Origin of the sequence: Anaeromyxobacter sp. SG17 (assembly GCF_022690695.1) — a bacterium.
In the GTDB taxonomy this organism is placed as follows: domain Bacteria; phylum Myxococcota; class Myxococcia; order Myxococcales; family Anaeromyxobacteraceae; genus Anaeromyxobacter; species Anaeromyxobacter soli.
Genome location: NZ_JALCYX010000001.1, coordinates 115171 through 136625 on the forward strand (window position 1 = coordinate 115171; position 21455 = coordinate 136625).

Annotated in this window: 16 protein-coding genes and 1 pseudogene; 6 read left to right on the forward strand and 11 right to left on the reverse strand. The window is 74.1% G+C overall.

Annotated features, from left to right (window positions below; all coding sequences use genetic code 11):
- Positions 1-129 precede the first annotated feature (129 nt).
- From cysC to MNY60_RS00600, 5 genes and pseudogenes are all read left to right on the forward strand, one after another.
- Positions 130-693 (forward strand): annotated as a pseudogene (gene cysC / locus MNY60_RS00580) (adenylyl-sulfate kinase); the annotation flags it as partial.
- Positions 690-1523 (forward strand): sulfate ABC transporter permease subunit CysT, encoded by an 834-nt coding sequence (gene cysT, locus MNY60_RS00585; protein ID WP_242354298.1) that lies wholly within the window; start codon positions 690-692, stop codon positions 1521-1523. The pseudogene cysC and the gene cysT, both read left to right, overlap by 4 nt.
- Positions 1520-2464: a sulfate ABC transporter permease subunit CysW gene (gene cysW, locus MNY60_RS00590; RefSeq protein ID WP_308197049.1), complete on the forward strand. Its 945-nt coding sequence runs from the start codon at positions 1520-1522 to the stop codon at positions 2462-2464. Before cysT ends, cysW begins: the two co-directional genes overlap by 4 nt.
- Positions 2461-3546 carry a sulfate/molybdate ABC transporter ATP-binding protein gene (locus MNY60_RS00595; protein WP_242336124.1) on the forward strand — a complete coding sequence of 362 codons (1086 nt, stop codon included), beginning with the start codon at positions 2461-2463 and terminating at the stop codon, positions 3544-3546. Before cysW ends, MNY60_RS00595 begins: the two co-directional genes overlap by 4 nt.
- A gap of 111 nt (positions 3547-3657) precedes the next feature.
- Positions 3658-5046 (forward strand): cystathionine beta-synthase, encoded by a 1389-nt coding sequence (locus tag MNY60_RS00600; RefSeq protein WP_242336127.1) that lies wholly within the window; start codon positions 3658-3660, stop codon positions 5044-5046.
- Positions 5047-5108: 62 nt separating this feature from the next.
- Here MNY60_RS00600 and MNY60_RS00605 read toward each other — a convergent pair whose 3' ends face one another.
- Positions 5109-6023, reverse strand: coding sequence for a pirin family protein (locus tag MNY60_RS00605; RefSeq protein WP_242359824.1), 915 nt, complete (start codon positions 6021-6023; stop codon positions 5109-5111).
- A 339-nt stretch (positions 6024-6362) separates the two neighbouring features.
- Between MNY60_RS00605 and MNY60_RS00610 the strand changes: the two genes are divergently transcribed.
- A complete protein-coding gene (locus tag MNY60_RS00610) occupies positions 6363-6647 on the forward strand; it encodes a hypothetical protein (protein ID WP_242359825.1) in 285 nt (94 codons plus the stop codon).
- Positions 6648-6723: 76 nt separating this feature from the next.
- On the opposite strand, the gene MNY60_RS00615 is transcribed toward MNY60_RS00610, so the two are convergent.
- The 10 genes from MNY60_RS00615 to MNY60_RS00660 form a co-directional block, all read right to left on the reverse strand.
- On the reverse strand, positions 6724-8817 hold the full coding sequence (locus MNY60_RS00615) for a heavy metal translocating P-type ATPase (RefSeq protein ID WP_242359826.1): 2094 nt from the start codon (positions 8815-8817) through the stop codon (positions 6724-6726).
- A 2-nt stretch (positions 8818-8819) separates the two neighbouring features.
- Entirely contained in the window at positions 8820-9164 is a 345-nt protein-coding gene (locus MNY60_RS00620) for a TraR/DksA family transcriptional regulator (RefSeq protein WP_242359827.1), read from the reverse strand.
- Positions 9165-9384: 220 nt separating this feature from the next.
- A complete protein-coding gene (locus tag MNY60_RS00625; RefSeq protein WP_242359828.1) occupies positions 9385-10569 on the reverse strand; it encodes an ABC transporter substrate-binding protein in 1185 nt (394 codons plus the stop codon).
- 149 nt (positions 10570-10718) lie between these two features.
- Positions 10719-11561: a glycoside hydrolase family 16 protein gene (locus MNY60_RS00630; RefSeq protein ID WP_242359829.1), complete on the reverse strand. Its 843-nt coding sequence runs from the start codon at positions 11559-11561 to the stop codon at positions 10719-10721.
- A 52-nt stretch (positions 11562-11613) separates the two neighbouring features.
- Positions 11614-13764, reverse strand: a complete 2151-nt coding sequence (locus tag MNY60_RS00635) for a DUF3131 domain-containing protein (protein ID WP_242354347.1) — start codon at positions 13762-13764, stop codon at positions 11614-11616.
- The gene (locus MNY60_RS00640) at positions 13761-15107 is read right to left on the reverse strand and encodes a DUF3131 domain-containing protein (RefSeq protein WP_242359830.1); all 1347 of its coding nucleotides are present in this window, start codon (positions 15105-15107) and stop codon (positions 13761-13763) included. Before MNY60_RS00640 ends, MNY60_RS00635 begins: the two co-directional genes overlap by 4 nt.
- The gene (locus MNY60_RS00645) at positions 15104-16927 is read right to left on the reverse strand and encodes a glycosyltransferase (RefSeq protein WP_242359831.1); all 1824 of its coding nucleotides are present in this window, start codon (positions 16925-16927) and stop codon (positions 15104-15106) included. Before MNY60_RS00645 ends, MNY60_RS00640 begins: the two co-directional genes overlap by 4 nt.
- A gap of 5 nt (positions 16928-16932) precedes the next feature.
- The gene (locus MNY60_RS00650; protein ID WP_242336162.1) at positions 16933-17262 is read right to left on the reverse strand and encodes an STAS domain-containing protein; all 330 of its coding nucleotides are present in this window, start codon (positions 17260-17262) and stop codon (positions 16933-16935) included.
- Between the two features lie 444 nt (positions 17263-17706).
- Positions 17707-17994, reverse strand: coding sequence for a hypothetical protein (locus tag MNY60_RS00655; RefSeq protein WP_242354369.1), 288 nt, complete (start codon positions 17992-17994; stop codon positions 17707-17709).
- A 64-nt stretch (positions 17995-18058) separates the two neighbouring features.
- Complete coding sequence (locus MNY60_RS00660) at positions 18059-21307, reverse strand: fused MFS/spermidine synthase (protein ID WP_242354380.1); 3249 nt, start codon at positions 21305-21307, stop codon at positions 18059-18061.
- Positions 21308-21455 lie beyond the last annotated feature (148 nt).

Here is a 21455-nt window from a genome sequence, read left to right on the forward strand (position 1 = left end):
CACGCGAGGCCGGCGGCACGAACGACCGCGACCTCGACCGCGACCTCGACCTCGACCTCGACCTCGACCTCGACCTCGACCTCGACCTCGACCTCGACCTCGACCCTTCCCCTCGCACCCGAGCGCCGAGGCTTCATCCTGTGGCTCACCGGTCTCTCCGGCGCGGGCAAGAGCACGCTGTCGCGCGCGCTCCGGTGCTCGCTCGCCTCGGAGCGGCCGGTCGAGATCCTCGACGGCGACGAGGTCCGCGCCTACCTCTCGGCCGGGCTCGGGTTCACGAAGGAGGACCGCGACACGAACGTCCGTCGCATCGGGTTCGTCGCGCGCCTGCTCGCGCGGAACGGGACCGCCGCCGTCACGGCGGCGATCTCGCCCTACGCCGCGACCCGGGACGAGGTGCGGTCGCTCGCCGAGCGCGACGGCGTCCCGTTCGTGGAGGTGTTCGTGTCCGCGCCGGTGGCGGCGCTCGCGGCGCGCGACGTGAAGGGGCTCTACCGCAAGGCCCTCGCCGGCGAGCTCGCGCGCTTCACGGGCGTGTCCGATCCCTACGAGGCGCCCGAGCGGCCCGACGTCGTCGTCCGGACGGACGTCGAGTCGATCGAGGAGTCCGCTGGCCGCATCCTCGAGCACCTCCGCGCGCGCGGGCTCGTCCGCGCGGCGGCCCCGCCCGCCGCCGCGGAGCGCGCCTCGTGAGCGCCGACGCCCGCCGCGGTGTGCTGCCCGGGTTCGGGCTCTCGACGGGGTTCACCGTGCTGTACCTGTGCCTCGTGGTGCTCGTGCCGCTGTCGGCCGTCGCGCTCCGCTCGAGCAGCCTCGGGTGGCAGGAGGCCTGGAAGGTCGTCGCGTCGCCGCGCGCGCTCGCCTCCTACCGGCTCAGCTTCGGCGCGTCGCTCCTCGCGGCCGCCGCGAACGTGGTCTTCGGGGGGCTCGTGGCGTGGGTGCTCGCGCGCTACCGCTTCCCCGGTCGCGCCTTCGTGGACGCGCTGGTGGACCTGCCGTTCGCGCTCCCGACCGCGGTGAGCGGCATCGCGCTCACCGCCGTGTACGGTCCCACCGGCTTCATCGGGCGGCACCTCGAGGCGGCCGGCGTCCGGGTCGCCTTCTCGCCCCTCGGCGTGACCCTCGCGCTCACCTTCATCGGCCTGCCGTTCGTGATCCGGACCTTGCAGCCGGTCCTCGAGGACCTCGATCCCGAGGTGGAGGAGGCCGCGGCGGTGCTCGGCGCGTCGCGCTGGGAGACGTTCCGCCACGTCCTCTTGCCCGCGCTCGTCCCCGCCGCCACCACCGGGTTCGCGCTCGCGTTCGCCCGGGGGCTCGGCGAGTACGGCTCGATCGTCTTCATCTCCGGGAACATGCCGATGCGGACCGAGATCGCGCCGCTCCTCGTCATGACGCGCCTCGAGCAGTTCGACTACGCCGGCGCGGCCGCGCTCGCGACGGTGCTGCTCCTCGCGTCGTTCGTCCTGCTCCTCACGATCAACCGGCTCCAGGCCTGGACGCGGACGCGCGCGGGGGCGGCGTGACGTCCCCCGCCCTCGCGGTCCCGGCGCCCGATCGCGAGGCCCCGCCGCGCCCGGCGCCCTCCCGGCCCGCCGCGGTCCCCGCGCCGCCGCGCCGGCGACCCCGGCGCGCCACGGAGGACCCGGCGCTCGTCCGCTGGGCCCTCGTCGCCATCGCGCTCCTCTTCGTCGGCGCGTTCGTGCTCGTGCCTGCCGCGACGGTGATCGCCGAGGCGCTCCGCGGCGGCGTCGCGCTCTGGTGGAAGGCGCTCGCCGACCCCGAGGCGCTCGCGGCGGTGAGGCTCACGCTGCTCGTCGCGGCGATCGCGGTGCCCCTCAACGCGCTCTTCGGGCTCGCCGCCGCCTGGTCCGTGACCCGCTTCCGCTACGCGGGGAAGAGCGTCCTCGTCTCGCTCGTCGATCTGCCGTTCGGCGTCTCGCCGGTCGTCTCGGGCATGGCCACCGTGCTCCTGTTCGGCGCGCACGGCTGGCTCGGCCCGTGGCTCCTCGCGCACGGCGTCAAGGTCGTGTTCGCCGTCCCGGGCATCGTCCTCGCGACCGTGTTCGTCACGTTTCCGTTCGTGGCGCGCGAGCTCATCCCGTTCATGGAGGCCCAGGGCGTGGAGGAGGAGGAGGCCGCGCTCGTGCTGGGCGCGAGCGGCTGGCAGATCCTCACCCGCGTCACCCTGCCGAACGTGAGGTGGAGCCTGCTCTACGGCGTCATCCTCTGCAACGCGCGGGCGATGGGCGAGTTCGGCGCCGTCTCCGTCGTCTCGGGGCACATCCGCGGCCTCACGAACACGGTCCCGCTCCAGGTCGAGATCCTGTACGGCGAGTACGCGTTCCAGGCGGCGTTCGCGGTGGCGTCCCTGCTCTTCCTGCTCGCCCTCGTGACGCTCGTCGCGAAGAAGGCGCTCGAGTGGCACCACCGCCCCCGTCCGTCCGCCGTCCGGAGCGCCCCATGAGCATCGTCGTCCGCGAAGTCGAGAAGGCCTTCGACGCCACCCCCGTCCTGCGCGGCGTCTCCCTCGAGATCCCCGACGGCGAGCTCGTCGCGCTGCTCGGCCCGTCCGGCTGCGGGAAGACGACCCTGCTCCGGATCATCGCGGGGCTCGAGTCCGCCGACGCGGGCGAGGTGCGGCACGACGGCGAGGACGTCTCCGCGCGGAGCGCGCGGGAGCGGAACGTGGGCGTGGTGTTCCAGCACTACGCGCTCTTCCGGCACATGACCGTGGAGGAGAACGTCGCGTTCGCGCTGCGCGTGCGGAGGCGCCCGAGGGCGCAGGTGGCCGCGCGCGTCGCCGAGCTGCTCCGCCTCGTCCAGCTCGAGGGCCTCAAGGGACGTTATCCGCAGCAGCTCTCGGGCGGGCAGCGCCAGCGCGTCGCGCTCGCGCGTGCCCTCGCGACCGAGCCGCGGATCCTGCTCCTCGACGAGCCCTTCGGCGCGCTCGACGCCCGCGTGCGCCAGGAGCTGCGCCGCTGGCTGCGGCGCCTCCACGACGAGCTCCACGTCACGAGCGTCTTCGTCACGCACGACCAGGAGGAGGCGTTCGAGGTGGCCGACCGCGTGGTGCTCATGAACGCGGGGCGCGTGGAGCAGGTCGGGACGCCGGCGCAGGTGTTCGAGGAGCCCGCGAGCGCCTTCGTGATGCGCTTCCTCGGCGCGGTGAACGCCTTCAAGGGCTGGGTCGAGGGCGACCGCGCGTTCGTGAGCGGCCTCGACCTCGAGCTCGTGGCGCCCGCGTCCGCGGCGCACCGCGCGCGCGCACACGTCTTCGTCCGTCCGCACGAGCTCGACGTCCACCGCGCCCCCGTCCCCGGCTCGTTCGCGGCGAACGTGGACCGCGTGCTGCCGCTCGGCGCCGCCGTCCGGATCGAGCTGTCGGCGCCAGGGTTCGGCGGGATGGTGGAGGCGGAGCTCGACGTCCGCCGGAGCGAGGCGCTCGCGCTCGCTCCCGGAGACGCGGTGCACCTCTCCCCGCGCCGGGTGCGCGTGTTCCCCTCGCGCGAGGACGAGCTCGACAGCCTCACGGCGAGCGGCCTGTGACGCGCTCCCTCCGCCAGGGCGCTCGACGCGCCGGCCCGTGAGACGGGCGCGGTCGTGGGGTATACCGGACGCGAGGACCGGCAGACCCCACCGCCCCCGAAGGAGCCCGAGATGCCCGCGCCCACCGCCCCCTCCCCCGCAGACGGCGCGCTCGCCCTCGTCGGCGGCACGCCGATGGTCCGGGTGCGCCAGCTCGACACCGGGCCGTGCGAGCTCTACCTCAAGCTCGAGAGCGCCAACCCGGGCGGATCGATCAAGGACCGCATCGGCGTCTCGATGATCGCCGCCGCCGAGCGAGACGGGAAGCTTCACGCCGGGCAGCGGCACCTCGTGGAGGCGACGGCGGGCAACACGGGCCTCGGGCTCGCGCTCGTCGCCTCGCAGCGCGGGTACCGCCTCACCCTCGTCATCCCCGACAAGATGAGCCGGGAGAAGATCCTGCACCTCAAGGCGCTCGGCGCCGAGATCGTGATGACCCGCTCCGACGTCGAGAAGGGTCACCCGGAGTACTACCAGGACCTGGCCGAGCGGATCGCGCGGGAGGAGGGCGCGTTCTACGTGAACCAGTTCGGGAACCCGGCCAACCCGCTCGCGCACGAGACCACCACGGGCCCCGAGATCGCGGAGCAGCTCGGCGGCAAGCTCGACGCGATGGTCTGCGGCGTCGGCTCGGGCGGCACCCTCACCGGGCTCTCGCGCCACTTCGCGCGGGCGATGCCCGCCTGCGAGATGGTGCTCGCCGACCCGGAGGGCTCCGTCCTCGCGGGGTTCGTGGAGACCGGCACGGTGGGCAAGGCGGGGTCGTGGCTCGTCGAGGGCATCGGCGAGGACTTCGTGCCGCCCATCGCGGATCTCTCGCGCGTGCGCCGGGCGTACCGGATCCCGGATCGGGAGAGCCTCGAGACCGCCCGCGACCTGCTGCGGAAGGAGGGCCTCCTCGGCGGCTCCTCCACGGGCACCCTCGTCGCAGCCGCGCTCCGCTACTGCCGCGAGCAGGACCGCCCGCGGCGGGTCTGCACGCTCGTCTGCGACTCGGGGAACAAGTACCTGTCGAAGATGTTCGACGACCTCTGGATGCTCGACCAGGGGCTCTCCGCCCGGCCGCTCGTGGGGGACCTGACGGATCTCGTGACGCGCCGCTTCGCGGACCGCGCGGTGGTGACGGTCGGCCCCGGAGACCCGCTCCTCGTCGCGCTGAACCGCATGAAGGCGAACGACGTGTCGCAGCTCCCGGTCGTCGACGGCCGCCGCATCGTCGGGATCGTGGACGAGTCGGACCTGCTGTCCGCCGCCCTCGAGGACGAGCGGCGCCTCGCGCAGCCGGTGCGAGACGTCATGGCCACGCGGCTCGAGACGGTGTCGCCCTCGACGCCGCTCCGCGAGCTGCTCCCGATGTTCGCCGCGGGGCTCGTCCCCATCGTGATGGACGGCGACGCGTTCGTGGGGCTCGTGACCCGGATGGACGTGCTCGGGCACCTCCGGCGCGCCGTGAAGGGGTGAGGCAGCCCTGTCACGCGCGACGGCGGCGCTCTCCGGGCGCGAGCGGCGGGCGCCCCATGGCCTCAGCGCCTGCCGGCCTTGATGAACGTGCCCGCCTCGAGCTCCTCGAACGCGGTTCGCAGCTCCTCCTGCGTATTCATCACGATCGGCCCGTACCAGGCGACGGGCTCGCCGATCGGCTTCCCCGAGACGAGCAGGAACCGCACCGGCTGCGCCTCGGTCGTGACGGCCACCGCATCTCCGTCGCCGAAGAGCACGAGGTGCCCGTCGTCGATGAGGGCGTCGCGCTTCAAGTCGAAGTAGCCCGCCCCCTCGGCCTCGTAGGAGTAGGGATCCCGCTGCGGGCCGAACATGGCCTCGCCGCCGAAGACGTACGCGAAGACCGTGTGTCCACGCGGCGTCTCGCGGGAGAAGGTGACGCCCGGCGGCACGGTGACGTCGAGGTACTCGGGCTGCGTCACCACGTCGGTCACCGGCCCGGTGATCCGGTTCACGGCGCCGGCGATCACCTTGATCGTGGCGCCGCTCCCGTCCTTCACCTCGGGGATCTGCGCCGCCGAGATGCCCCGGTAGCGTGGGGCCATCATCTTGTCCACGGCCGGCAGGTTCGCCCATAGCTGGAAGCCGTACATCGCGCCCGAAGGATCCCCCTTCGGCATCTCCTGGTGGATGATCCCGCTTCCGGCGGTCATCCACTGCACGTCCCCCGGGGAGATCACGCCGCGGTTACCGAGGCTGTCGCCGTGCTCCACCTCGCCGCGCACGACGTAGGTGATGGTCTCCATGCCCCGGTGCGGGTGCCAGGGAAAGCCTTTCCGGTAGTGCTCCGGCTCGTCCGAGCGGAAGTCGTCGAGCAGCAGGAAGGGGTCGTAGAGCTCCGGGGGACCGAAGCCGATGGCGCGGCGGAGGTGGACGCCGGCCCCCTCGACCGTGGACCGGCTCTTCACGACCTTGCGGATGCGTCGCTCCTCGGCCACGGGCGGCCTCCCTCTCCGGCGCGCGTTCGACGCCCGCGCCCCAGCGCGTGAGATGTCTCCGCGGGCCGGGGCTGTCAACCGAGCCGCGAGGCTGGCCACGAGGAGGGAGCCCGGGCCCATCCCGTCGCTCGCACGGCCGTCACCGCAGAGTGGAGGTGACGCGCCCTTCGCCGTGACCGAGCCGGTGACAGCGTGACCGCTCCGGCCCCGCCGCGGCCGTCGTCCGTCGCCACGATCCCCGCGATTGGCGGGCGGGCGGAGCGCGGCGGGTGCGCGCTCGAGCTGGCACGGGGGTCGCAGTCTCGATCGCTCGAACCCGTTCTCAAGGAGAAGCCGCACATGCTCGCCCGCCCCATCCCTTTCGGCCTCGCAGCACTCATGACGGCGTCGGTCGCCGCCGCGTCGGACCTGCCGCCTCACGCGGGCTCGCACGACGACGTCACCTACGGCGACATCTCTCGCTCCTCCTTCGACGTCGCCCTCGCCCGGCCCGACGGCGCGACCGGGGTCGGCTCCCCGTACGACGACACGCGCTACGCGGCCCCGGAGGAGAGGACGTCCGCGGTCGCGGCACGCGAGCGGCGCACCCACGACCGCGCCACGTGCACGTGCTGCAAGGCGTGATCGCCTGACGCGGGCTTCGCTCGGGTGGACCCGCCATGGGATCCATCCGAGCGAAGCCGGGGGGCTGCGGAGGGGGTCACAGCCGTGCGCGCCGCAGGAGCTGGGCGTTCACGGCGACGACCACGGTGCTGACGGACATGAGCACCGCGCCGATGGCCGGCGGGAGGAGGATGCCCCACGGCGCGAGGACGCCCGCGGCGAGCGGGATCGCGACGACGTTGTAGCCGGCGGCCCACCAGAGGTTCTGGATCATCTTGCGGTACGTCGCCCGGCTGAGCGCGACGATCCGCGGCACGTCGCGCGGGTCGCTCCGGACGAGCACGATGTCGCCGGCCTCGACCGCCACGTCCGTCCCGGCCCCGACGGCGATGCCGACGTCCGCGGTCACCAGGGCCGGCGCGTCGTTGACCCCATCCCCGACCATCGCGACGCGCTTGCCGCTCCGCTGCAGCGCCTCGATGACCTCGGACTTGCGATCAGGGAGCACCTCCGCGTGGACGGCGTCGATCCCGAGCTCTCCGGCCACCGCGGTCGCCACCGCGCGCGAGTCGCCGGTGAGCATCGCGACCTCGAGCCCCATCTCGTGGAGGCGGCGGACCGCGGCCGGGGACTCGGGCCGCACCGCGTCCGCGACCGCGAACGCCGCGACCGCCCTCCCCTCCTCGACCAGGAACACCACGGACTGGCCGCGCTCCGCGGCCTCGCGCGAGAACGCGTCGAGCTCGGCGAGGGGCGCGACGCCGAGCCGCCGGAGCAGGTTCGGCCCGCCGACGTGCCGCACGCGCCCGTCCACCCGCGCGCGCACGCCGTGGCCCGGGATGGCCGCGAACGCCTGCGCCTCGGGGATGGCGAGGCCGCGCTCGCGCGCCGTGCGCACCACGGCCTGTGCGACCGGGTGCTCCGAGTCGCGCTCCACGGCGGCGGCCACGCGCAGCGCCTCGTCCTCGCCCATCCCGGCGGTGGACCGCACGCCGACCACGCGGTGCTCGCCGAGGGTGAGCGTCCCCGTCTTGTCGAAGACGATCGTGGTCAGGCGCCTCGCCTCCTCGAGCCCCCGCCGATCGCGCACGAGCAGGCCCGAGCGCGCGCCGAGGGTGGTCGAGATGGCGATGACGAGCGGGATGGCGAGCCCGAGGGCGTGCGGGCAGGCGATGACGAGGACCGTCACCACCCGCTCGACCACGAACGCGCCGGGCGCGCCGGCGAGCCGCCACGCCAGCGTGGTGAGGAGCGCCGCCGCGATGGCGGCGATCGTGAGCAGGAAGGCGGCGCGGTCCGCCAGCGCCTGCGCGCGCGAGCGCGAGGTCTGCGCGTGCTCCACCAGCCGCATGATCCCGGCGAGCGCGGTCCGCTCCCCCGTGCCTGTCACCTGCGCGCGCAGGGATCCGGCGCCGTTCACCGTACCGGCGATGACGCCGTCGCCAGGCCGCTTCTTCACCGGGCGGGACTCGCCGGTGATCATCGACTCGTCGACGGCGCTCTCGCCGGACTGGACGCGCCCGTCGGCGGGCACGCGCGCGCCGGGCCGGACGAGCACGAGGTCGCCGTCACGCAGCGCGGCGAGAGGGACCTCCTCCTCGCGCCCGTCCACGACGCGCACCGCCGCCGAGGGGAGGAGCTTCGCGAGCTCCTTCAGCGCGCCCTGGGCCTGGGTGATGGACCGCATCTCGATCCAGTGGCCGAGCAGCATCACCGTGACGAGGGTGGCGAGCTCCTCCCACAACGGCATCCCGGGGTAGCCGAGCGTCACCGCGGCGCTGAAGACGAACGCGACGCCGATCGCGAGCGCGATGAGCGTCATCATGCCCGGGAGGCGGTCCTTCACCTCGCGGACGGCGCCCTGGAGGAACGGCAGGCCTCCGTAGACGAACACGACCGCCCCGAGGAGCGGCGGGATCCACGTCGACCCCGGGAACGCGGGGGCGTGCCAGCCGGTCACCGAGGTGAGCATGTGGCCCCACAGGACGGTGGGGATCGTGAGGGCGAGCGCGATCCAGAAGCGGCTGCGGAACATCGCCACGCTGTGGCCGGCGTGGCGGTCGTGCCCGCCGTGCGCGTGCTCCGCCGCGGCACGCTCGGGCGCGGCGGGCCCGGGCATCCCGTGCGCGTGCCCGTGCGCGCCGTGCCCGTGGCCCGCGTGTGCGCCCTGCGCCCGCTCCTCGCGCGCCACCTTCAGTCCTCGTCCACGTCGGCGCGCGCCCAGGGCACCGAGCGAAGCCGCTCGAACGGGATGGGCGCGCCGCTCCGCTCGCTCACGCCGTACGTCCCCGCGTCGAGCTTCGCGAGGGCTCGCTCGACCTCGGCGAGGAGCGCGCGCTCGCGCTCGACGACCCTCTGCTGGTGCTCTCCCTCCGTCGAGCGCTGCGCCACCTCCTCGAGCTCGGTGCGCTCGTCGTCCGACGGCGCGGCGCCCGCGGGCGCCGCCAGCACGCGGGCGATCCTCTCGCGCTCGACCTCGAGCGCGCGGCGTAGGGTCTCGAGCTGCGCCTTCGTGAGCACGGACGTGGAGCTCGCCACGGTCCCCTCCTCTCGCCTCCGCAGATCGCGCGGGCCGCTCACTCAGATGTTTGCGCGCCGCCGCGCTGTCAACGCGCCGCGCGGTCCGCCTCGGCCGGGACGCACGGCACGAGCGCTCGCCCGTCGGGCGGCCCCGGCCGTCCACACGACGCGCACCCAAAGGAAAGGCCCCCGGCGAACCGGGGGCCTCTCGGTGCTGCCACGCTGGACGTCCGCCGCGTTACGGCTCGACGGTCGCCACGTACTTCGGCGCGTTCTTCTGGATGCCGATGATGACCGCCGACTTCACCGGGTTGTGGTCGGCGTCGAGGCGGATGGTGCCGGTGACGCCCTGCAGCGACGTGGTCTTCTCGATGGCGTCGCGGATCGCCGTCGGCGTGAGGTCCGAGGCGCGCTTCATCGCGTCGATGGCGAGGAGCGCCGCGTCGTAGCCGAGCGCGCCGAACGCGTCGGGCTTCGCGTGGTACGCGGCCTCGTACTTCTTCGCGAACTCCTGGACCACCGGCGAAGGGTTCTCGACCGAGTAGTGGTTCGTGAAGAAGCTGCCGTCGAGCGCGCCCTGCGCGATCTCGTAGAGCTTCGCCGAGTCCCAGCCGTCGCCGCCCGCGAGCGCGACCTTCACGCCGAGCTCGCGGCTCTGGCGACCGATGAGCGCCACGTCGGTGTAGTAGCCGGGCACGTACACGATCTCGGGCTTCGCGAACTTCACCTTGGTGAGCTGCGCCTTGAAGTCCTGGTCGCCGGCCTTGTAGCTCACGTCGAGCACGATCTCGCCGCCGAGCTCCTTGAAGGTCTTCGCGAAGTAGTCGGCGAGGCCCATCGAGTAGTCGTTGCCCACGTCGCGCATGATCGCGGCGCGCTTCACCTTCAGGGTCTCGCGCGCGTACTTCGCCATCACGGTGCCCTGGAACGGGTCGATGAAGCAGACGCGGAACATGTACGCGCGCGTCTTGTCGCCGTCCTTCGTGACCTTGGGGTTCGTGGAGGCCGGCGAGATGGCCGGGATCTTGTTCGCCTCGGCGATGGGCGCGAGGGCGAGGGTGCTCGTCGAGCCGAGCTCACCGATGAGCAGCGTCGCCTTCTTCTCGTTGATGGCGCGGGTGGAGGCGATGGCGGCCTCCTCGGGCTTGCCCTGCGTGTCGTAGACCTGGAGCGAGAGCTTGCGGCCCTTCACGCCGCCCGCGGCGTTCGCCTCCTCGACCGCGAGCTTGACGCCGTTGTTGGCGCCCTCGCCGAACGTGGCGATGTCGCCGGAGAGCGGCATGACGTTCCCGATGACGATCGGGGCCGCCTCCGCCTGCGCGGCCGGGGCCGCCGCCTGCTGCTGCTGCTTCCCCTCGTCCTTCTTCGAGCACGCCACGCCGGCGACGAGCGTCGCGAGCGCCACAGCGCCCAGCTTCCGCATTGGTGATTCCTCCTTGTGCCGCGTCGCGCATGCGCCAGCGGGCGCTGGGCGCGGCCCGTCACGTGCATATCACGCCGGCCGGGAAAAGGGACTCGAGCGGGCCCCGCGAGGCGTGACTCGTCGCGGCATCCTGCGCCGAGCCCGGGCGCTCACGACTTCTGCCAGACGCGGACCCAGTCGACGTCCATCCTGGTGGTGCTGGTCACGCGCGAGCCGTAGCCGCCCGCCGGCACGTACCCTGCCCAGCTCGCGTCCGCGACCTCGCAGGTGAGCTGCAGGTACTCGCTCCGGTGCGAGAGCGCCGCGGCGGTCGTCCAGGCCGGCAGCCCGTCGACGTAGAACGTGTAGCCCGTCTCCGTCCACATCACCCCGAAGACGTGCCACTCCCCCTGGATCGGCGCGTTGCCGGGGAGCGACACGACCTTCTGGACGTTCTGCCGCGAGGACGCGGTGCGATCCCAGTTGAGGTTCATCGCCGACATGTCCTTCAGCGCCGTCCAGCCGTGGTCGTCCGTCGCGCGGTGCTCGACGACGTCGATCTCCACGCCCGCCTTGCCCGGGTCGCCCATCGGATCGCCGTTCGTCGGCGAGTCGATCCAGAACGCGCACCACTCTCCCGGCGAGTCGTTGAAGCGGATGCGAGCCTCGAAGTACCCGTACGTCATCTCGACCGTGCCCTGCGTGGAGAGGAAGCCGGTGTGGTGCTTGCCGGACGCGTCGGTGTAGGTCGTGAGCGTGAGGAGGCCGTCGTGCACCTGGGCGGCGTCGGGCGTGGCGATGGCGTCGAGGCGCGGGGCGGAGAGCGCGCTCCAGGCCGACCCGAGCGCGCTGCCCTCGAACTCGTCCTGCCAGACGAGCTTGTAGCCGGGCGGCGGCAGCGCGTCGGGGTTCGTGTTCGCCGGGACCTCCGTCGGAGGCGCCGTCGGCTGCTGGCGCGGCGGCTCGGGCGGCGGCGTGAGCCCGCACGCCGCCCCGAGCATCGCCAGAGCCACCGGGATCGCACTCTCCAGCCTCGATCGCTTCACGATCTCCTCCCAGCGCGCGCTAGAACGCGAGGTTCACGCCCACCGCGAGCACGCCGTTGTGGGACCAGCTCGTCGGTCCCCAGTCGTAGTAGGTGACGTAGAAGGTGCCCGGCCTCCAGTCCCACCGGCCGAACCCGTACACGACGCGCCAGCGCGGGGTGCCCGTGGGCCCCTCGAACACGCGCGGCACCGTCCACCCGATGCCGCCCATGGCGAACCACTTCCCCGCCACCGTGAGCGTCGCGCGCGCGCTCACGTAGGGACCGCCGCCGAAGGGGACCGTTCCGCCCAGGAGCGGCGAGAGGCAGAACGCGCCGCCGCAGAGGTTCGGGCCGCGGTAGCCGAGGTTGAGCTCGGCCCCGTGCATGGCGAGCCCGTCCCCGGGCCGGACCGGCCCCCAGTTGTCGAGGTGCAGGAAGAACGTCCGGCCCCGCCAGTCGTCCCAGCCGATCCCCCACAGCATCCGCGCGTTGCCGCCGGGCGAGAACGGCGTGCCCTCGGCGCCGAAGCGCAGGAACGAGGCGCGCCAGGGCCAGAGCGTCGCGACCGCACCGGCGCCGGCGCGATCGACGCCGCGGTAGTCGGTGAACAGGGAGAGCGTGAGCGGGTGCGTGTACAGCCGGGCCCGGTGCGGCGCGGTCGAGCCCTGCGCCACCGGCGAGACCGGCAGCGCCTCGGCGCGAGCGGCCTCGGGCGTCCCCGGGTAGCAGGCCCCCGCGACGCCCGGGAACGCGGCCGGGACCATGACCCCGCCGCGCCGGGCCGCGCGGGCCTGCGGCCCCCTCGGCCCGGCAGGCCACGGACCGTGCAGCGGGCCGGCGCGCGCGAACAGGATCGCCTCGAGGACGACGCCGTTCGTGTTCGCGTTGAGCGACCTGTTCATCCCGCCGCGCTCGTAGATCCCCGCGTACCAGCCGCGGGCGGGGTCGCGCGCCTGCGCGACGGCCTGGCGGAGCACGCGGGAGTACGGGTCCTCCGGGAAGAGCGCCGCCAGCGCGAACGCCGCCTTGGTGGAGAGCGCGCGGAACCGCCCGGCGTCCCCGCCGTCGGGCGTGAGCGCCTGCCAGGGGCCGCCGTCCGCCCAGATCGCGCCGTACACGAACCACGGCGCCTCGTCGACGTGGTCCTCGCTCGCGGCCGTCGGCACGCCGGTCTGCTCCCAGCGCCGTCGCTGCACCTCGAAGATCCGCCGCAGGAGCTCGCCCCGCTCGCCCCCGCGCCCGAGCTCGAACGCGCCGAGCACCCACGGATCGGTCACGAGGGCGTTCACGGCCCCGAACCGCCGCCTGTCGCGCGTGTCGTGGCGGACGGGGACGCCCAGGATCGGGGTGTCCGCTGCGAAGCGGTCGTAGTCGCGCGCGCGGGACACCGCGAAGCCGAGCCGGGCGAAGCTCTCCGCGGCGTACTGCTCGTACCCGAGCCGCCCTTCCTGGACGACCTGCACCTTGCCGCCCGCGTCGACGATCGCGCCGTGCAGCTCGCCGTCGCCGAGGAGCCGGCAGTAGCGCCAGCGCGCGAGGACGCGCGCCACCCCGGCGCGGTGCTCCGGGGCGCGCTCGGCGAGGATCGTCAGGGCCGAGGCCAGGCGGGCGAGGTCGATCGCGGAGAAGCCGATGCCGGTCGCGGTCGGCTTGTTCGCGTAGTCCGCCATCCGGCCCGTCGCGGCGTCGTACGTCTTGTTCGGCAGCTCACCCTGGAAGAGCGGCTGCATGGCCAGGGTCCAGAGGAGCGTGTCGATGCGCGCGTCGAAGGTGGAACGCTCGACGAGACCGAGGTCGCGCGCGGCGAGCGTCGCGAGCACCGTCGAGCCGAGATCCCACATCGTCGTGTTCGGGTAGCCCTCGACCGAGTTCACGAGCCCGGTCGCCGGGTGGTAGTTCCGCTCGAAGTACCGCCAGGCGATCTGCGCCGCCTCGAGCTCGGGATCGACGGGGCGTGCCGGCTCCGCGGGAGGTGGCGCCGCCGGCTCGGACGGCGGAGGGATCTCCGACGCCGGCTCCGCGGCGGGGGCCTCCGGTGCGACGGCGGTGGGCGGCTGCGCCCCCCCGCCCGGCTCGGCCGCCGCCGCGGTTTCCGCCGCGGGCGGCGCGGGCGCTTCCGCGCGGACGGCGCCGCGTGGCGCGATCGCGAGCGCGGCGGCGAGGACGGCGGCGAGGACGCGGTCGCTCACCGGCGGGCCTCCGGGGCCTCGGGCTCCTCGGGCCGGAGCCACGGACCGCGCGCACGGTACGCGAGCGCCTCCAGCACGAGCGCGTTGGTGTTGAGCGACAGCGCCCGGTTCACCGCGCCGTCCTGGTCGTAGCGCCCGGCGTAGAGCCCGCGCGCGTCCACGAGCTCCCGGGCCGCCGCGGCGAGGCGATCCGGGTACTCGCCGTCGAACAGCACGCCCCAGCCCACGGCCGCCTTGGTGGAGAACCCGAGGTCCTGCGGGACGGGGGTGCCGTCGGGCGCGAAGGCGGTCCAGCGCTCGTCCCCGTTCAGCACCGCCGAGTAGGCGAACCACGGCGCGCGGTCGAGCGCGTCCTCGGAGATCGCGGTGAGCTTCCCCGTCGTCGCGAAGCGCCGCTCCTGGACGCGCACGAGCGCCCGCGCGATGGGGAGCGTCGTCGCGTCGAACCCGTGCTCGAGGGCGTCGAGGATCCAGGGCTCGGAGAGGACGGCGGCGTGCGTGCCGCCGTACCGGCGCGGGTGGCGATCGTCGTGCGGGATCCGTTGCCCGAGGACCTCCGAGAACGCGAGGTGGGCGCGGTAGTCGATCGCGCGTGCGACCGGCACGCCCCAGGGCAGGAGCGCCTTGGCGGCGTACTGCTCGTAGCCGAAGCGGCCTTCCTGGTACCTCTCGACGGCGCCGTCCGCCCGCCGCTGCGCGCCGACCAGGGCACCCCCGTCGCTGAGCGCCCCGAGCCGCCAGCGCGAGACCGCGCGGCGCACGAGCGGCGTCAGCTCGGGGTGGCGCCAGGTCACGATCCACAGCGGGACGAGGACGCGGGCCACGTCGAGAGCAGACCAGCCGATCCCGTTCGGCGCCGGCCGGTTGTCGTACCCGACCATCTCGAGCGTGCGCGTGTCGTACGCCTTGTTGGGCAGCTTGCGATCGAACAGCGGGATCGCGCGGAGCGACTTCAGCGCCCGGCGCAGACGGAGCGCCGCCGCGTCCGTCGAGATGACGCCGAGGTCCTCCGCGGCGAGGATCGCCATGAGCTGCGAGCCGGTGTCCCACATGGTGGTGGACGGGTAGCCCTCGACCGAGCCGGCGAGGCCGGTCGCCGCGTCGGTGTTGCGCTCGAAGTAGCTCCAGGCCGCGCGCGCCATCCGCCGCTCGTCCGCGTCGAGCGGCGCGGGCCGGCGGAGCGCGAGCGCCTCGTCCGAGGCCAGCGCGGCGAGCCCCGGGGCCGGCCCGGACTCGGCGCGCGCGAGCTTCCCGGCGTAGTGCACCGTGAAGATCGCTGCGGCGAGCCCGACGAGGAACGCGAGGTGTGAGCGCGCGGTGAGGAGTCCACCCCAGAAGCTCAAGCGACGACCTCCTTCTGCCGCCTCGGCACGAGCGCCGCCATGACGAACGGCGCGAGGCAGGCGGCGTTGTGCAGGCTCCAGAACAGGTTGGCGGCGTACGCGGTCGCCTCGCCGGGCGCGGCCAGCGGTCGCGTGAGGAGCACGCCCCGGTAGACGAGCCCGGCCGCGATCGCGCCGAGGAGCACGAGGTGCGGCACGACGAGCCCGAGCGGGCGCCGCGCCGACGCGATCTTGGGCGTGACGGGGAACCGCAGCGGGCGCCGGGCGACGACGTGGACGAGCGCGCGGAGGTTCAGCCAGAACGAGGCGAGGTGGTACTGCTCGCCGCGCCAGGTCGGCACGCCCCAGGTCCCGACCATCACGGCGAGCCGGCTCGTGAGGAGGAACGGCACGATGCGGACGGCGAACTCGCCGTCGTACGCCCGCACGGGCGTCACCCCCGCGAAGAAGAACGCGAGCGGCGCGAGCATGAGCGGGAGGACCCACAGCGGCGCGAGGTACGCGTACATCGTCGCGCCGTACATCACCTTCTGCCAGGCGGTGAGGCGGCGCAGGCGCAGCGGGTTGTCGTGGAGCGCGATGTCGAGCGTCCCGCTCGCGTACTTGAAGCGCTGGATGCTCCAGGCGAGCAGGTCCTGCGGCGAGAGCATGCGGGTGAGGACCCGCGGGTGGTAAACGGAGCGCCAGGGTCGCGGCGCCGCGTGGAGCCGGATGCTCGTGTAGATGTCCTCGGAGACGTGGAACTCGTACGGCGTGAGCTCGATGCGGCGCGCCGCCTGCGACGCGAGCGCGGTGGCGAGCGTCGCGCGGCGGGCGCGGTCCGGCACCCGCTCCGTGATCGGGCGAACGGCCGCCTCGACCGCGGCGCCGAACTCCGTCAGGGCGCCCTCCATCACCGCCTCGCGGCGGTGCACGCTGCCCGCGCCGCAGCAGAAGGCCGCGTTGCACCAGTTCCGGCAGCGCTGGACCACGTGGTAGAAGGCGCGCGGATCCGACCCGAGCCGGTCCGCGCCGACGGCGATCGGCCCGAACGCCGCCTCGATCGCGCGACCGACGGCGCGGCCGGCGCGCCCGAGCCGCGCGCGGCGCGCGAGCCAGTCCGGGAGGCGCACGCCGGGGTCGAGGTCGTAGAAGGACTGCGGCGTCTGCACCCAGGCGACGCTCGGATCCCGGAAGTACCCGAGCGTCTCCTCGAGCAGGGCGGGCAGGGGCCGCGTGTCCGCGTCGCAGATGACGACGAGGTCGCCGTCGCTGTGCTCCAGCCCGTTGCGGAGGTTGCCCGCCTTGTACCCCTCGTTCGTCGCGCGGCTGAGGTAGCCGACCCCCTCCTCCCCGGCCATCCGGCGCATCTCGGGCCGGCGCCCGTCGTCGAGCACGTACACGCGCACCGTGAGCGGGAACGGGTAGGTGAGCTGCTTCGCGTCGCGCACGGACAGGCGCACGAGCCCGACCGGCTCGTCGTAGGTCGTGATCATCACGTCGACCTTGATGGGCCGGTCGTGAGGGAGCGGCTCGTCGCGGAGCTCGTTCACCGTGCGCGGCGCCGGCTGCGCGGGGGGATCCTCGGCGCGCCAGATCGACAGGAAGAAGAGGACCGCCCCGAGGTACGCGAGGGTCTCCGCCGCCGCGATGACGACGGCGAACCCGAGCGCGTCCGGGTTGAGCGACGCGATCCAGCGCCAGGCGAGATACCAGCCCCCCAGCACCGTGGCGAGGACCGCCAGCACCTGGAAGGCGAAGTTCCGCACCGCGTCGCCGCGCGCCCGCACGCCGGGCGCGGCGGTCTCGGGCTCGATCCGCGGAACGTACGAGGCGTCCAAGGCGATCACTCCCCGACGGCGGCGGCCAGATCGTCGAACTGCGGGAAGAGCTCGTCGAGCCGCGTCCGCTCGAGCAGCGCGCGGACGGACGGCGAGGCGTGGACGAGGCGCAGCTCGGCGCCGGCGTCCATCGCCTTGAGGAGCGAGATGAGCGCCGCGATCGCCGAGCCGTCCATGGCCGCCACGTGCTCGAGCGACACCACGACGCGCCGCCGCCCTCGCACCTGGTCGGCGACCCGCGCGCGCAGCTCCAGCGCGCACTCGGCGTCGAGCCGCGGCGCGAGCGGCGTGACGACGAGCGATCCGTTCCTGTGAGCGAAGCGGAGATGGAGCATGCGTGAGGATCCGGCCGGCCCCCCGCCGTACCGCATCCGCTCTGCAAACTGGAACGTCGCCCGGACGACGCAAGGGTTGACCGTTTCATCCGACCCTCGCCGGGAAGGCGCGCCGGGAGGCCCGGGCGCTGCGCACGTGGGAGCGTGGGCTCGCCGGCTCGCGCCTTCAGCGCAGCGTGCGAAACGGCCCTGTCGTCAGGGTCTTCGCCAGGGGTGGGCGTCAGCGAACGCTGACGAGGCTCGCGACGCGAAAAGGTCCTGCAGCGGACGCTCGCCCGCGGCGCGCGCGCCCCGTCGGGCGCGACCTCGCACGGGGTTCGGCCACCCGACTTCCCGGAGAGCGCTCGGTCCGCGTCGCGCGTGCTCGAGGCCTCGCTCGCTCGCGCCTGCAGCCAGCCGCCGCGCAGTCGGAGCCCCGCCAGCCGTGGCCGAAAGAGACGCCGATCACCGGGAGTCGCCGCCGGAGTCCCGGTCCGAATCCCGCCAGACGCGCCGCAGCCGGAGGAGGGAGAGCGCGACCGCCCCGAACGCGGCCACGATCGCCGCCGCGGCGGTGATCCACGGCGCGCCGAGCGACGGGAACGACGACGCGAGGACCCGCGGGACGAGCCCGACCGCGATCACCGCGAGGAGCCCCAGCCCGCCCACCTGGAGGAGCCCCAGGACGGTGAAGGCCCTTCGCCGCTCGGCCTCCTCCGCTCGCTGATCTCGCTTTTCGTCGGGTTCGCGCATGGTGGGTCCTTCCGGGCCTGCGGGACGCAGCTCGGCGTCATCGCCGCGCGGCGACGGCGGCGCGCTAGGGAGCGGCCCCGCGCGTCATGCCGGCCAGCGGGACCCGCCGGCGGTACCCCTCGAGCGCGGCGCGCGCGGCGTTCGCGTTCGCCGGATTGCCCGAGGCCTCCAGGATCGCGACCGCCCTCTGCTCCTGCTCGATCGCGCCGTCGAAGTCGCCGGTCGCCGCGTAGGCGACCGCGAGCGTCTCGAGCGAGCCCGGATCGCGGTCACCCGTCTCCTCCACCGCCGCGCGCGCGAGGCGCACCGCCTCGGGCGGATCGCGCAGGCTCGCGTCGGTCGCCAGCAGGAGGGCGAGGTGCTGCTTCGGCGCGGCGAGGTCCGGGGCGAGCTCCACGGCGCGGCGGAGCTGCGCCACGGCGTCCCCGGTGCGGCCCAGCATCGCCAGCGAGACCGCGAAGCGATCGCGCAGCGTCGCGTCCAGGGGCGACACCTGGAGCGCGTCCTCGTAGTGCTCCGCCGCCTCGCCCGTCAGCCCCTCCGCCTGCAGGATGTCGGCGAGCATCCTGTGGGCGGGTGCGAGGGCGGGGTCCTCGGCGAGCGCCTCGCGCAGCGCCGCGGTCGCGTCCGCCGTGCGCCCGCGCAGCGCGAGGACGCGGCCGAGATCGACGCTCGCCTCGACGAGCAGCGGGGACGCCTGGAGCGCGGCCCGGTAGAGGGCGATGGCGTTCTCGTAGTCCCCCCGCAGGTCGAGCCCCAGCGCGTGCGCGAAGATCGCCTCTCCGACGATCTGGTGGACCACGCCGAAGTCCGGCGCGTCGGTGAGCGCCCGCCAGAGCAACCCCTGCGCGCCGGTCGTCCCGCGCGCGTCGCCGACGAGCCCGTCGAGGAGATCGCCGACCGCCCGCGAGCTCGCCTCGAGCGCCGCGGCGTCCCCGCCGACCAGCGCGACGTCCCGGAGGCCTCTCCGGCGAAGCTGCGAGATCTCGGCGAGGTTCCCGGTGACCCGCTCGGCGTCCGCACCTGCGAGCGCTCCGGGCGGGTAGAACTCGAGGATGGGGCGCTCGCGGGAGTTCGTGGTGCTCCCGCCGGACACCCAGGCGCGCAGCGCCGCCGTGTCCGCGACGAGCAGGCTCGCCACGTCGGTGGCGCGGCGCCAGCCGTAGCGGCGGAGGTCGTCGGTCTCCGGCGCGTCGAGGACGCGCTGGACGTGGGCCATGTCGAGGGTCAGCGCCTGCTTCGAGCCGACGAGGAAGCTCGAGTGATGGCCCAGCCACATGTACGCGTGGGGGAACACGCCCGTGAAGGTGCGGACGATGATCTGCAGGTCCTCCGGCTCGACGTCGAGCGGCACCCACTGGATCATCGTCCCGTCCGCGGCGAGGTGGTCGAGCGCGCTCCGGTAGTAGTCGCTCGAGTAGAAGAGCCCGTTCCCAGCGTGCCCCGAGCGCGACTTGCCGTCCGAGATGATGGCGTCGTAGCGGGCGCGGCTGCGCTCGAGGTAGTTGACCCCGTCGTCGTTCACGACGCGGATGGCGGGGTGCTCCAGGGCGCCGCCGTTCCAGGGCGCGAACTCGCGCGCCGCCTCGATGACCGAGGGGGAGAGCTCGACGCACTCGACGCTCGCGACGCCCGGATGGCGCGCGACCTCGCCGACCAGGATCCCCGTCCCGAGCCCGATCGACAGCACGTGCTCCGGGGTCCTCCGCGAGAGCATGAAGGGCAAATGGGCGAGGACCTGCTGCTTCATGTCCACGCCCGCGCTGCTCTGGCCGATCGTGACCCCGTCCACGGCCATGACGAGCTGACGCCCGTCCCGCGCGCGCCGGAACACCTTCACCGTCGAGACCGGCCCCTCCTGATAGAAGAGCACCGGATCCAGGGCCTCGCCGCCGCTGGCGGGCAGCGGCTGGGGCCGCCACGCCCACAGGAGGACGACGCTGCTGCACAGGCACACCGCGACGGGCGCCGCCCGGAGCAGCCTCGCTCGCCAGGGGCTCCGCTTCAGCTCTTCGGAGAGCCCCCAGCCCGCGCCGAAGAGGTTGAACGTGGCGACGAGCGCGATGCCCTTCTGCATCCCGAGCAGCGGCAGCACCACGAACCCGCCGAGCGCGGCTCCGGCGACGTTCCCCAGGGTGTTCGCGCCGTAGAGCTGGCCGAGGCGCCGGCCCAGCGTGTCCACCGAGCGCGCCCAGATCACCGCCGCGATGGGCAGCGTCGAGCCGATGAGCGTCGTCGGCACGATCATGATGAGGAAGCTGAGGGCGAACCTGCCCCACAGGGCGGTGGTCCAGCCCGGCTCGGCGGCCTCGAACCAGCGCTTCCCGTACTCGAGCACCCAGCGGGTCAGGGGGATCGTGGCGAGCGTCGACGCCGCGATGGCGACCTGGATCCAGCCGAGCGTGCGGCGCGGCTGGCGCAGGCGATCGACGAACGCCCGCGCGACGAGGCTGCCGAGCGAGATTCCGACGAGGAACGTCGAGAGCATCGTCACGAAGGCGTACGTCGAGGTGCCGACGAGGACGGCGAGCATCCGCGTCCAGAGCACCTCGAGGCACAGCGAGGCGACGCCCGAGAGCATCATGACGACGAGCAGCCGCCGGTCGGTGCTGCCGGGCGCCGCGTCGGAGACCCCCGGCGCGGACCGCGGCTCGGACGTGCGGGAGGGCTCGGCGCCCGGCGCCCTGCGACGAAGCGCGGCGACGCCGAGCGCCGCGACGCCCACGGCGCAGTTCACCGCCACCGCGATCCACAGCGTCCCGTGGACGCCCAGCGCGCGGATGAGCACGAACCCCGCGGCGACGCTGCCCAGCACCGCGCCGGCGGTGTTGAGCCCGTACAGGAGGCTCAGCCCGCGCCCGAGGTTCCCGATGCGCTGCACGAGCGCGCGGGTGATCGCGGGCAGGGTCGCCCCCATGAGCAGCGTGGGCGGGAGCACCACCACGGACGCGAGCACGATCCGGAACAGGAGCAGGGCCGGCGAGCCCGGCGGGAGCTGGGCGGCGGCCCACGTGTGCACGGGGTGGAGCAGGCGGATCGCCACGGTGCCGGCGATCGCCGTGGCGGCGATCCCGAGCTCGAGCCACCCGTAGACGCGGAGCGGGTCGCGACTCCGATCCGCGACCGGGCCGAGCGCCCATCCCCCGAGCGCGAGGCCGCCGAGGTACGTGGCGAGGACGGCCGTGATCGCATGGATGCTGACGCCGAAGACGTCGTTCAGCATGCGCGACCAGACGACCTGGTAGACGAGCCCGGCCGCACCGGAGACGAGGAAGATCGCGGAGACGACTGCGAGATCGCGTCGGCGTTGCATGGAGCGCGGACTGTACCCGTTCGGCGCGGCCGACCCAAGCCGCGCCGTGCCGCCGCCCGGCGGCTCCCCGCGACTGCGGAGAGGCGGGCGAGCGCCCGCGCGCCCTACCCCGCCCGCACGGCAAGCCGCTCCCGCGCGGCCCTCCCCG

What these genes read in the sequence shown, in the direction of transcription:
- MNY60_RS00650 (WP_242336162.1), bottom strand. Translation starts at nt 17,262, where the DNA reads ATGCTCCATCTCCGCTTCGCTCACAGGAACGGATCGCTCGTCGTCACG.
- MNY60_RS00600 (WP_242336127.1), top strand. Translation starts at nt 3,658, where the DNA reads ATGCCCGCGCCCACCGCCCCCTCCCCCGCAGACGGCGCGCTCGCCCTC.
- MNY60_RS00660 (WP_242354380.1), bottom strand. Translation starts at nt 21,307, where the DNA reads ATGCAACGCCGACGCGATCTCGCAGTCGTCTCCGCGATCTTCCTCGTC.
- MNY60_RS00610 (WP_242359825.1), top strand. Translation starts at nt 6,363, where the DNA reads ATGCTCGCCCGCCCCATCCCTTTCGGCCTCGCAGCACTCATGACGGCG.
- MNY60_RS00625 (WP_242359828.1), bottom strand. Translation starts at nt 10,569, where the DNA reads ATGCGGAAGCTGGGCGCTGTGGCGCTCGCGACGCTCGTCGCCGGCGTG.
- MNY60_RS00655 (WP_242354369.1), bottom strand. Translation starts at nt 17,994, where the DNA reads ATGCGCGAACCCGACGAAAAGCGAGATCAGCGAGCGGAGGAGGCCGAG.
- MNY60_RS00595 (WP_242336124.1), top strand. Translation starts at nt 2,461, where the DNA reads ATGAGCATCGTCGTCCGCGAAGTCGAGAAGGCCTTCGACGCCACCCCC.